Source organism: Dyella sp. EPa41, assembly GCF_016586165.1.
Classification (GTDB): Bacteria; Pseudomonadota; Gammaproteobacteria; order Xanthomonadales; family Rhodanobacteraceae; genus Dyella.
In genome coordinates, this window is the sequence record NZ_BCPR01000057.1 from 17,341 (window position 1) to 29,083 (window position 11,743).

Annotated in this window: 9 protein-coding genes; 6 read left to right on the top strand and 3 right to left on the bottom strand. The window is 66.3% G+C overall.

Annotated features, from left to right (window positions below):
• Window positions 1-50 precede the first annotated feature (50 nt).
• The 3 genes from JMF82_RS16360 to JMF82_RS16370 form a co-directional block, all read right to left on the bottom strand.
• Window positions 51-401: a PsiF family protein gene (locus tag JMF82_RS16360; protein ID WP_201315618.1), complete on the bottom strand. Its 351-nt coding sequence runs from the start codon at window positions 399-401 to the stop codon at window positions 51-53.
• Window positions 402-607: 206 nt separating this feature from the next.
• Entirely contained in the window at window positions 608-3,424 is a 2,817-nt protein-coding gene (locus tag JMF82_RS16365; RefSeq protein ID WP_201315619.1) for a lamin tail domain-containing protein, read from the bottom strand.
• 249 nt (window positions 3,425-3,673) lie between these two features.
• Window positions 3,674-5,170: an aminotransferase class III-fold pyridoxal phosphate-dependent enzyme gene (locus tag JMF82_RS16370; RefSeq protein WP_201315620.1), complete on the bottom strand. Its 1,497-nt coding sequence runs from the start codon at window positions 5,168-5,170 to the stop codon at window positions 3,674-3,676.
• Between the two features lie 283 nt (window positions 5,171-5,453).
• On the opposite strand from JMF82_RS16370, the gene JMF82_RS16375 reads away from it, so the two are divergent.
• From JMF82_RS16375 to queA, 6 genes are all read left to right on the top strand, one after another.
• On the top strand, window positions 5,454-6,368 hold the full coding sequence (locus tag JMF82_RS16375) for an ABC transporter ATP-binding protein (protein WP_201315621.1): 915 nt from the start codon (window positions 5,454-5,456) through the stop codon (window positions 6,366-6,368).
• A complete protein-coding gene (locus JMF82_RS16380) occupies window positions 6,368-7,159 on the top strand; it encodes an ABC transporter permease (RefSeq protein ID WP_236585519.1) in 792 nt (263 codons plus the stop codon). The genes JMF82_RS16375 and JMF82_RS16380 overlap by 1 nt, the downstream gene beginning before the upstream one ends.
• A gap of 87 nt (window positions 7,160-7,246) precedes the next feature.
• Window positions 7,247-8,404: a sensor histidine kinase gene (locus tag JMF82_RS16385; RefSeq protein ID WP_236585520.1), complete on the top strand. Its 1,158-nt coding sequence runs from the start codon at window positions 7,247-7,249 to the stop codon at window positions 8,402-8,404.
• Window positions 8,401-9,567: a sensor histidine kinase gene (locus JMF82_RS16390; protein ID WP_201315623.1), complete on the top strand. Its 1,167-nt coding sequence runs from the start codon at window positions 8,401-8,403 to the stop codon at window positions 9,565-9,567. The genes JMF82_RS16385 and JMF82_RS16390 overlap by 4 nt, the downstream gene beginning before the upstream one ends.
• A complete protein-coding gene (locus tag JMF82_RS16395; protein WP_201315624.1) occupies window positions 9,564-10,166 on the top strand; it encodes a response regulator transcription factor in 603 nt (200 codons plus the stop codon). Before JMF82_RS16390 ends, JMF82_RS16395 begins: the two co-directional genes overlap by 4 nt.
• 179 nt (window positions 10,167-10,345) lie before the next feature.
• A complete protein-coding gene (gene queA, locus JMF82_RS16400; protein WP_201315625.1) occupies window positions 10,346-11,374 on the top strand; it encodes a tRNA preQ1(34) S-adenosylmethionine ribosyltransferase-isomerase QueA in 1,029 nt (342 codons plus the stop codon).
• Window positions 11,375-11,743: the final 369 nt, after the last annotated feature.

Genomic DNA, 11,743 nt, shown 5'->3' on the forward strand with positions numbered 1-11,743 from the left:
GAATAAAAAAGGTGCCGGCCAGCGCCGGCACCCTGCATGTCGTGCCGGGCTCAGTGGCCGGCGTTGGGCGGGTTGCTGCTCAGGCAGGTGCTCATGAACTGCTTGCGCGCATCACCCTTGAGGCTCTTGGCCTGCGGGTCGGCATTGCAGGCTTTCATCTTTTCCTGCTGGGTCATCTTGGCCGGCGCGGGGGCTTCACCCTTCAGGCAGCTGCTCATGAACGCCTTGCGCTCATCGCCGGTCTTGCCCGTCGCCTGCTTGTTGCAGTCGGTCATGCGCTGCTGCTGCGCAGTGGGCGCCTTCTTGGCCCCGGCGTCGGTGGCCTGCGGCGCGGCGAAAGCAGTGGAGGCAGCAAAAGCCAGCGCGACGCTGGCAACCATCAGGCTCAAACGCGAAGACATGCGGGTACCCTCCTGGATGACCGGCGAGCGCCGGCGGCGCAAGTCTATGCCCGCCGACAGGCTGTAGGGGAGGGTGCTACCGGCCCGTTGTGCACGCCGTTCAGCATGTCGCGGTCTCGGCACGGCCGGTGTGGCTCGATGGAGGCCCCATGAAAAGGCCACGCCCGTTGCCGGGCGTGGCCATGCTTCAGGCGTGAAGCGAACGATCAGTGGCCGTGTCCCTCGCCCTGCTCGTCATCGTTGCCGTGCGAACCGTTTTCCCCGTGATGCGGCGCATGACCCATGTCGCCCGGGCGCCCCGGCACGAACAGGTCCACCACGAAGCCATCATGATCGGACACGCCGATCGCCTTGCGATAGTCAGTGGCCGTGGCCGCATCGGCCTCGGTCTGCACCGGCGCGTCGATGTCGGCGCGGCCGTACCACATCTTCAGGAAGCGCAAGCGCGCGACCTGATTCAACAGGGCATGATCGAGCACCTGTACGGTCGGCACCTCGCGGCCCGAGTTGCCGGAGCCGGCCTGCGTGTAGCCCTGGATCGGGCCGAACTTCTCGGTGAAGAGGAACGAGTAGCGATCGTTCTGCGGCACCGATTCCACGGCGTTCCACAGGGCCGGGTACACGATGTTCTTGCCCAGCTTCAGCAGGTTCTCGCTGTCCTTGTATTTGCCTGAGATCAGGCCCACTACATCGACCCAGCCGTCGCTGAACTGGTAGGCGTTGAAGTCGCCCACCACGAGCAGCGGCTGCCATGGCGCCGCGAGCTGCAGGTTCTGCACCTGGCGGGCCAGCGAGGTCGACTGCAGGAAGCGCTTCTGCCGATCGCGCGTGGCGCTGTCGTCGTCCTTGTCGACATTGGTGCGCGCCTTCGGATGAACCGAGATCACCTGGAAGCGGACACCGCGCGCCTCGGCGGTGAGCAGCAGCGGCGGATGGTCGTGGACGAACGCGGTCTGGCCGTTGTCGTTCCAGGTTTCGCCGGCGGCCAACTGCTGCACGGACACCACGTGCACGCGGTCGCTGCGCACCAGGAAGCCCACGTTGATGCCGCTGGGGTCATGGCCCGGCAGCAGATAGGGCTGGTAGCTGGCGCGATAGTCGTCGTGCAGCTGCGTCGCCAGCCCCTGCAGCAGGGCCAGGCTCTTCACCTCCTCGACCGACAGCACGTCCGGCAGTTGCAGCACGCTGCCGATATAGGCCGACAGGCGCTGCGTCTTCAGCGCCACTTCGTCCGGCGTTGGCTCCTTGCTGCCGCCGCTGCAGGTAAAGGTGGTGTTGAAGTCGCTGTCGCAGAAGCGCTCGGTGTTGAGCGCACCGATGCGCAGCGCATAGGGCGCGGTGGGAGGAACAGCGCGCGGCATCTCCGCCACGTGCTTGAGCGTGATCGTGGTGGGGATGAACGTGTAGGCGCCGAAGTCGTAGGAGATGATGCCTTCGGCACGGAACGTGGTGCCCGCGACGTACGGCGTGTTGAGCGGCACGGCGCCAAAGTCCGCGGTGTTCATCTTGAACACTTCCGGATTGCCGCTCCAGTTGGGCAGTTGCACGCCGTCGGGCACCGTGACGCCGAAGCGCACGCCCGGCAGGCGCAGCGAGCGCTTGCCGTTCGCCGTGATGCTCACTTCGGCATAAGGTTCGCCGCTGAAGCGCTTGTTGCCGGTGTTGATCATGCCGTTCTCGATGACCACGCGCATGCCGACGAAGCACTGGAAGTTGGTCGCGCCGCACGACAGCTTGTTCGGATCGGAAGAGGGCATGTTATCGCCGAACTTCACGGCGGCCGGCAGGCGTGCGCCATGCGAGGTCACCGCGATGGTCGCGTTCTTCAGCTCGGTGAGCTGGTAGTAGTTGTCGACGGTGGCGTCCACGTTCACCACATCGCCCACCGCAACGGCCGGCGCGGCCGAGGTGAACACGTAGATGCCGTTGGACGTCAGCGGGTCGGCATCGGCGCGGGCATCCGGCGTCTGCATGGTGAAGCCGCCCGGGCCCACCGCGGTGACGATATTGCCGGTAGTCGTCACCGACTTGCCGACCAGCGGCGAGACCTTGTCGCGGCCCTGGATCTGCCAGATCTCGGCGGCCACCGGGATGTCGTACAGGATGGCGCCCATCGCCGTGTCGCGCGCGAGCGGAACATGGCCGCTGGGCTGGCTCAGCTTGACCTCGAACGCCTTGTCTTCGCTGGCCGTGGTCCGGCCGTGCACGACCACGTTGAAGCCGACCTGGGTCTGGCCCTCGGCGATGCCCAGCGTGGTGTCGAGCGCGTCGTAGTCACCATTGGCGACGGTGGCGGTGCCATCCTGCGTGGTGGCACGCACGGTCACGCCGCCGCTCGGTGCTGGCTGGGCAAGCGTCACCGTGAAGTGCATGTTGACGTTGGCGGCGCCACGAACGGTGGCGCTGGCGTCGGCGATGGATAGCGCCTGGCCGAGTACGACACAGGTGCTGGCGCTGTTGTGCGGAGCGGTGGGCGCGACAACGTCGAAGTCGGACTGGTTGTCGCCGGTGTTGATCGGCAGCCCGGCCGTATCCGTCTTGCGGCGATAACCCTTGTCGGCGTTGGTGCTGCCCAGCGAGGCGAGCGGCGTGCCCGCCTTGTAGGCCGAGCCGGCAGAGAGGCCGACCTGGTCCAGCATCTGGCCGGAGCCATCGAGCAACGCAAGGCCGCCGTCATCGGTGACGCCGGTGCTGTACTTGGCGTCGCCCGCGACGCTGCCGGAATACCCGCCGCTGGCGCCGTTGGTCAGCAGCAGGTAACAGCCGGCAGGAACGGACGTGCCGGCGGGCAGGGTCAGGCGCGTGCCGGTGGTGCCGCTCGCATTGGAGGCGTTGAGCTTGTAGCCGGACAGGTCGAGCGCCTTGCTGCCGCCGTTGAACAGCTCGACGAATTCATCGTTGCCGCCGGCGGGGCCGCGGACTCGAAACTGGCTGATGCTGAGGTCGGCGGCCTGCGCCGCACCGATCGACAGAATGACTAGCAGCGCGGCCCAGGGCGCGCGCCGAACATACCTTGGTTTCATGGACCACTCCCTATCCGGGTCCGCGATGGACCCATCAGGGCGAGGCTAATCAGCCATTGCGACAGTTTTGCGAAGGATTTTGCGTGGCCGCTCGAATTTGCGAAGCAGCTTACGTTTTTGCTGCGGACGCAACCAGGTTTCGCCGCATCACGGGCAGCAGACAAGAGAAAGGGCGCAGATCATGCGCCCCTCCCGTCGATCCTGCGGACGTGGACGTCGCTGCCGTGGACGGCAACGACGACCTCCCGATCAGGCCGCTTCGGCCTTGAGCTTGCGCGGGCCGTTCAACAGCGCCTGGCGCACGTGCGATACCACCAGATCCACCTCGTCGCTGCCCACCAGGAAGTGCGGGGTGAAGCGCAGCGAGTTGGTGCCGCCGTGGATCACGCCCACGCCACGCTCGCGCATATACTCCTCGATGGAGTTCGCGCCGTAGCACTTGAACTCCGGTGCGAGCTCGCACGAGAACAGCAGGCCCGTGCCCTGCACCTTGGTGATCAGGCCGCCGAGTTCGTTCTTCAGCGCATTGAGCTTGTCGACGAACTCCTTGCCACGCTCGCGGATGTTGTCACGCACCTCGTCGGTGAGCTCGTTGAGCGTGGCGAGGGCCACGTCCAGCGCACGCGGATTGGCCGTCATGGTGTTGCCGTAGATGCCCTTGCGATAGAGCTCGGCGGTGCGCCCGCTCACGGCGAGCACCGACAGCGGATACTGGCCCGCGTTGAGCGCCTTGGAGAAGGTCTCCATGTCCGGCGGCGCCAGCTTCTCGAAGCCGGGATAGTCGGTTACCGACAGCACGCCATGCGCGCGCAGGCCCGCCTGGATCGAATCCACCATCAGCAACGTGCCGTGCGCTTCGGTGAGCGCGCGCGCCTTCTGGTAGAACTCGGGCGTAACCGCGCGGCCCGGGTCGCCTTCGCCCATCACGGGTTCGAGGAACATCGCTTCGATGAACCAGCCGTGCTTTTCCGCATCGGCAAACACCGCTTCCAGCTGCGCGACGTCGTAGGGCTGCACGGTGAGCAGCGTGTCCTCATGGCGATAGCTGGCGAGGTGCTGCAGATAGGTCTTGCGCGTGGAATCGGAATACAGCGCCGGGCGATCGGTGCGGCCATGGAACGCGCCCTTCACCGCGACGCGCTTGATGACGCGGCCGGCATGGCGCGCGCCGGCATCGGTCATCAGCTTGGCGTTGACGTCGGCGATGCGGCACGCAAGGCCGACGGCTTCAGAGCCGGAGTTGAGGCAGAGATATCGCGCATAGGGATTGCTGCCGCGGCGAATGCCCAGCTCGCGGTCCATCGCCTGCGTGAAGCGCATCTGCGAAATGCTCGGCGTCATCACGTTGGCCATTACTTGCGGGCGGGCCAGCGCGGCGTCGATGGCCGCATGGTTGTGGCCAAAACCCAGCATGCCGTAGCCGCCGTTGTCGTGGATCACCGCGCCCTTGAAGCTCACCACCCACGGGCCACGCGCGGCCGCCGGCAGGTACGGGTTGATGGCGTCGTCGGGATAGAAATTGACGAACTCCGTCTGCGCCTTTGCCAACTGCTCGCTTTCGTCGAGCTTGAGGAAGTCGCCCAGTTCGCCGCGCAGCTCGCGATGGCGCGCGACGGCCTCGCCGATCGCCTGCGCCAGCTCCGGATGGCTGGCCGCAAAGCGCTCGATGGTGGCGTCGTCGAGTCCGGTGGTCAGCGGTGCACCGCCGAATTCGCGCAGTTCGCGCAACTGATTGATCACGCCCATGGGTTCCTCCTTCAAGGTCGACTTGCCTGCCTCCCAGTGGCGGGCGTGCCGACGTTTCAACGAATGCAGGGTGGAAACGAGCGGTTGGTCCGCGTTTCCCGGCCTGTGGGGGCCATGTCGCACTGCGATCCGCCGCGGATGTGCAGTGCAACGACTGTCCGAGCATAGCGCGGCGGTTTCGCCGCCGGTACCCCGGGTGACGTCTGTCACGTGCGCCGGCTGACGCTGGCGACTCCCTGCAAACCCTTGCCACGCCTAGCATCGTGGCCAAGGAGGAGCAGCCATGGAACAACCTGTCGCAACGATCGCCAGCCTGGCTGGCGCGGTCAAACGTTACGGTGCTTTAACGGCGCTGGATGGCCTGGATCTCATGCTGCACCGCGGCGAATTGCTTGCCTTGCTGGGACCCAACGGTGCCGGCAAGAGCACGGCGATCAACCTGCTGCTGGGTTTGGTGCGTGCCGATGCCGGGCGCGTCAGCCTGTTCGGCAAAGACCCGCAGGACATCGACGCACGCCGGCGCATCGGCGTGATGCTGCAGTCGGCCGTGCTGCCCGGCACGCTCAGCGTGGCCGAGTTGCTGCGCCTCACCATGAGTTACTACCCCGCGCCGCGCACGTTGCCGGAAACCGCGGAAATGGCTGGCATCGGCGACCTGCTCGCGCGCCGTTACGCAGGGCTGTCCGGTGGCCAGCAACGGCGCGTGCAATTTGCGATGGCGCTGTGTGGACGCCCCGAGCTGCTGTTCCTCGATGAACCCACCGTGGGCATGGACATCGACGCGCGCCGCAAGCTGTGGGCGGCTATTCGACAGATCGTTGCCGAAGGCTGCGCCGTCGTGCTCACCACGCATTACCTCGAAGAAGCCGAGGCATTGGCGCAGCGCGTGGTGGTGCTCGCCAAGGGCCGCGTGCTGAGCGACGGCAGCGTGCATGCCCTGCGCTCGCGCGTGGCGCAGTCGCGCATCCGCTGCGTCAGCGATCTCGATGCCGCCGCGATCGCGGCATGGCCACGGGTAACGTCGGCGATCCGCGAAGAGGGCCGCCTGGAAGTTTGCACGGAGGCCGCCGAGGCCGTCGTGCGCCGCCTGCTCGATGCCGATCCCGCCCTGAGCGAACTGGAAGTGCTGCGTGCGGGGCTCGCCGAAGCGTTCACGGAAATCACCCGCGAAGAATCCAGCCAAACGGAGGCCGCATGATGGAAGCCGTCCAACAGACCGCCATGCCTGAGGCCTCCCGACGCATGCCGGCGAGCCGAGTGATCGGCGCGTACTGGACCGAGATGCGCAGCGAGTGCATCCGCTATCTGCGGGCACCGGGCTTCATGCTGCCGGTCATGCTGTTTCCCACCATGTTCTACCTGCTGTTCGGCATCGTGATGAACCGTGCCAACGGACCGGATGCGTTGCGCTACCTGCTGGCAAGCTATGGCGTGTTCGGCGTCATGAGTCCGGGCTTGTTCGGTTTCGGCGTGTCGCTGGCAGCCGAGCGCGACAATGGCCTGCTGACGCTCAAGCGCGCGTTGCCCATGCCGCCGGGCGCGTACCTGCTCGGCAAGATGCTGATGGCGATGCTGGCCGCGGCCGTGGTGATCATGCTGTTGCTTGCCATGGCCGTGGGCCTCGGCCACGTGCCTGTCAGCGGCGGGCAGGCCTTCCTGCTGCTCGTCACCGGCATGCTGGGCGTGCTGCCGTTCTGCGCGTTGGGCATGTTCGTCGGCACGCTGGTAAAGGGGCAGGGCGCGCCGGGCGTGCTCAACCTGGTCTACCTGCCGATGTCCTTCCTGTCCGGCCTGTGGGTGCCGCTGTCGATGCTGCCATCCGCACTGCAGAAGCTGGCGCCGATCTGGCCCAGCAGCCACCTGCACGCGGTTGCCTTGAGGGCAATAGGCCTGGGCCAGGATCCGATCGGTACGCACTTGCTGGTGCTGGCGGGCATCGGCGTGCTGTTCGGTGTGCTCGCGGCGCGACGCCTGCGTCGCGTGGGTTGAAGTACGATGCCTGGCGAGCGCGAGCCTGGGGAGGTGAATACGGTGCGCAACTATCTACAAGCCTGGTTCACCCCCGCGCCCGATTCGATGGTGGCGCACAGCATCCGCAAGGGAAAATCCCCCTGGGTCGACGCGGTGCATCTGCTGTGGTCGGTGTGGGTCTTCCTCACGCCGGTGTTCGACCGGTTCTCGCTGCGCTGGCTGGTGCTCACGCTCATCAGCTATCCGCTCTTCCTGTTCCTGTACGCGCGCTGCTGTTTCGCGCCTCGCCGCACCGTGTATCGCTACAGCCTGGTGCTGGTCGGCATGGCCTTCGTGCTCATGCCCTGGTATCCCAGCGGGCTCACCTACTTCATGTATGGCTGCGTGATGCTCTGCAGCCGTCGCATGAGCCTGCGTGCCTACATGGCCATCATCGCCGCACTCAACGCGGTGATCCTGGTGGAGGCGTGGCTGCTGCACTACCCGTGGCAGGCCATCGTGTGGATGCCGCTGTGCAGCTTCATCATCGGCCTGGCTGTGAACGCCGAGCGCATGAGCGAAGAGAAGGAGATCGAGCTTCGCCTCTCGCACGAAGAAGTGCGTCGCCTGGCGGCCACCGCCGAGCGCGAGCGCATCGGTCGCGACTTGCACGATCTGCTCGGGCATACGCTTTCGCTGATTACGCTGAAGCTCGAGCTGTCGCGCAAGCTGTTCGATCGCGACAGCGAAGCGGCCCGCCGCGAGATGGAAGAAGCCGAACGCGTCGCGCGCCACGCGTTGGCCGAGGTACGCGCCGCCGTCACCGGCATCCGCGCCACCGATCTCGCCGCGGAGCTGGCTTCCGCCAGGCTGCTGCTGGAATCGTCGGACGTGACGCTCGACTACGGCGGCCTGCCGGCGTCGCTGCCCGCGGACCTCGAGCGTAGCCTGGCGCTGGTGTTGCGCGAGGCGGTGACCAATATCGCGCGGCACGCGCGGGCCGACCGCGCTTCGGTGGCGATCGAAGTCGTCGGCGATACGCTGCAATTGCGCGTGACCGACAACGGCCGCGGTGGCATCGGGGCGCATGGCAACGGCCTGTGCGGCATGCAGGAACGCGTGCGCGCGCTGGGCGGCCAGCTTCAGGTCGATTCGCCGCTGGGGCAGGGCACCCGGTTGCACATCAGCGTGCCGCTTCGCCAGCGGGGCAGGATGTTCGACCTGCCGGGCGAGTCGAGGAGCGCCGCTACGGCGTGGGTGGAAAAGGAACGGCACGCCACATGAAGCTCTTGACGGCCACGAGCCCGGATTCCTTGATGGCCCAGTTGCGCGCGCCCGGCTTCCTCAGCTGGGAGGCCGCGGCGGGCAAGCTGTGGATGGTGGCGCTGCTGTTGGGCCCGCTGGCGGACAAGCACGCCGAGTGGTCGCGATGGCTCCCGGTCACGCTGCTGTCGATGCCCATCTACCTGTACCTGCACACGCGGGTCTACCACGGCCCCTACCGCCATCTGCTGTGGTACGCGTTCGGCATGGCGGCGCTCGGGCTGGCGGTGTGGCCGTACAACGGCGTCGCGCTCGGTTACGTGGTGTCCGCCAGCATGTGCCTGGCGTACCTGCCGACGATTCGCCAGTGGCTGGTCGCCGTGGCGTTGTTGTCACTCCCCGTGGGCCTGGTATCGGCATGGATGCAGGTCTCGCCCTGGACCATGGTGCTGGTGCTGTTTGCCTCGGTGCTTTCGGGCGCGGGCCACTACCTGCGCATGAGCAATCTCCGCAAGGACGCCCAGCTGCGCCTGTCGCAGGACGAGGTGCGCCGCCTTGCCACGCTGGCCGAGCGGGAGCGCATCGGGCGCGACCTGCACGACCTGCTCGGCCACACGCTGTCGCTGGTGACGCTGAAGTCGGAACTGGCGCGAAAGCTCGCGCTCATCGACCCGCCGCGAGCCCAACGCGAGATGGATGAGGTGGAACGCGTGGCGCGTCACGCTCTGGCCGAGGTGCGCGCGGCGGTGACCGGCATGCGACGCAGCGACCTGGCGGCGGAAATGCTGTCGGCACGGCTCATGCTGGAAGCGTCCGGCCTGATGTTCGATGGCGAGCTGCCCGCGGCCGCGACGTTGCCCCCTGTCATCGAGGCGCCGTTGGCGCTCGTGTTGCGCGAAGCGATCACCAACATCCATCGTCATGCGCGGGCCACGAAGGCCAACGTGCGGTTTCAACCGGGAGCGGAGTCATTTCAGATGTGCATCAGCGACAACGGATGCGGAGGCCTCGCCGCGCATGGCAACGGCGTAAGCGGCATGCGCGAACGCATTAACGCCCTGGGCGGCAGCCTGCAGATCGATTCCCCTGCACGCAAGGGCACCACGCTGACCGTGCGCGTGCCCCTGCCCAAGGCGGGCGTGATTGGCGCCGAGCCATTCGGCGCCCCGAGGAGCGCCGCATGATCCGCGTGTTGTTGGCCGAAGACCAGGCGATGGTGCGTGGCGCATTGTCAGCGCTGCTCAATCTCGAATCGGATATCGAAGTGCTGGGCTCCGCCGCCGATGGCGAAGCGGCCTGGCGCGAACTGCAACGGCTCAAGCCCGACGTGCTTGTCACCGACATCGAGATGCCCGGCCTGACGGGACTGGAGCTCGCCCAGCGCATCCAGCGGCACGAACTGCCGATGAAGGTCATCATCGTCACCACGTTCGCGCGACCGGGCTTTCTTCGCCGCGCGCTCGATGCCGGTGTTTCCGGCTATCTGTTGAAGGACGCGCCGGCGGAGAATCTCGCCGAAGCCCTGCGGCTGGTCCATCGCGGCGGCCGGGCCATCGATCCGCAGCTGGCGCTCGAAGCCTGGTCCGAGGCCGACCCGCTCAACGATCGCGAGCGCCAGGTGTTGCGTCTCGCCGGCGAGGGACAATCGGCCAGCGACATCGCCAGCCAGCTCAACCTCTCGCATGGCACGGTGCGCAACTACCTGTCCGAGGCCATCGGCAAGCTGGGGGTTGCCAATCGCATCGAGGCTTATCGATTGGCGAGGCAGAAGGGCTGGCTCTGAGCGGTCCGCGGGGGCGCCGTAGGAGAGCTGCGGTGCCGGGCAGATTGAAAGGCGCACGCCTTGTCGAATGTCCTGCCGGGGACTCGAGGCCGGTCCGGCGTGCGGGGCGGTTTTTCGCCACTCCCGTGCGGTCGGGTGCTTTGCGCGATAATGGCTTATTCGACGCCAGTATTTCCGCCGTGAAGAAGACCGATTTCGACTTTGAACTCCCCCCCGAACTGATTGCCCAGGCGCCGCTGGCCGAGCGCTCGGCCAGCCGGCTGCTCGTGCTGGATGTGGAGGCGCAGGCGCGCCAGGACCGGATGTTCCGCGATCTGCCGGAATTCCTGCGCAAGGGCGATCTGCTGGTGTTCAACGACACGCGCGTGTTGCCGGCGCGGCTGTATGGGCGCAAGGACACGGGCGGGCAGGTGGAAATCCTGATCGAACGCGTGACGGGCACGCACGAAGCCACGGTACAGCTCGGCGTGAGCAAGAAGCCGAAAGAGGGTGGGCGCATCGAACTCGCCGATGGCAGCCATGCGGTGGTGCTGGGACGGGAAGGGCCGTTCTTTCGCCTGCGCTTCGAAGCCAACGATCCGCTGGAACGCCTGCTGTTGCGCCTGGGCGAGATGCCCCTGCCGCCATACATCACGCGTCATGCCGATCAGAGCGACATGGAGCGCTACCAGACGGTGTTCGCGCGCGAACCGGGCGCCGTCGCGGCGCCCACGGCCGGCCTGCATTTCGACGAGGCGACGCTGGCGACGCTACGCGAGCGCGGCGTGCAATTCGGATACGTGACCTTGCACGTGGGTGCCGGCACGTTTCAGCCCGTGCGCGCCGATGACATCAAGGATCACCAGATGCATCGCGAGTGGCTCAATGTCGGCGCGAGCCTGGTCGAACAGATCCGCCGCACGCGTGCGTCCGGCGGCCGGGTGATCGCCGTGGGCACGACGGTGGTGCGCGCGCTGGAGAGTGCGGTGCGCGACGGCGAACTGCAGCCATTCGCGGGCGAAACGCAGATTTTCATTTTTCCTGGTTACAGGTTCAGCAGTGTCGATGGGTTGCTGACCAACTTCCATTTGCCGCAATCGACCTTGTTGATGCTGGTGTCCGCGTTGGCGGGGAAGGATTTCATGCTGGCTTCGTATCGGCATGCCGTCGAGCAGAAGTACCGGTTTTTCTCGTATGGCGATGCGATGTTGATCTTGCCGAAGGGCTGACGGTTTTCTCTTCCTTTGTGTTTCCCGTCCTGTGTAGGAGCGCACCCAGTGCGCGACAGCCTTTCGCGCCTGTCTGCACGTTTAATGCTCTTGTGAAAGCGGGCTATTGCCTTCGGTAGCTCGGCTACCGCCAGGGTGCCGCCTACGCGGCGGGCGTTTCGATCCCCTGCCGGCGCTCGAGTCACTTTTCTTTTGCTGGCCCAAAAGAAAAGTAACCCAAAGAAAATGGCCTTGAGAGCCAAGGCTCATGGCAGTGCGTGGGATAGGAGCGTCGGACGACCGAGGCCAGCCGGGATGGGCTCGTTACTACCTCAAACGAAGCCGCTACACCGCAACGCGTCGATGCGAAGAGGACTCAAGGCAACGTCG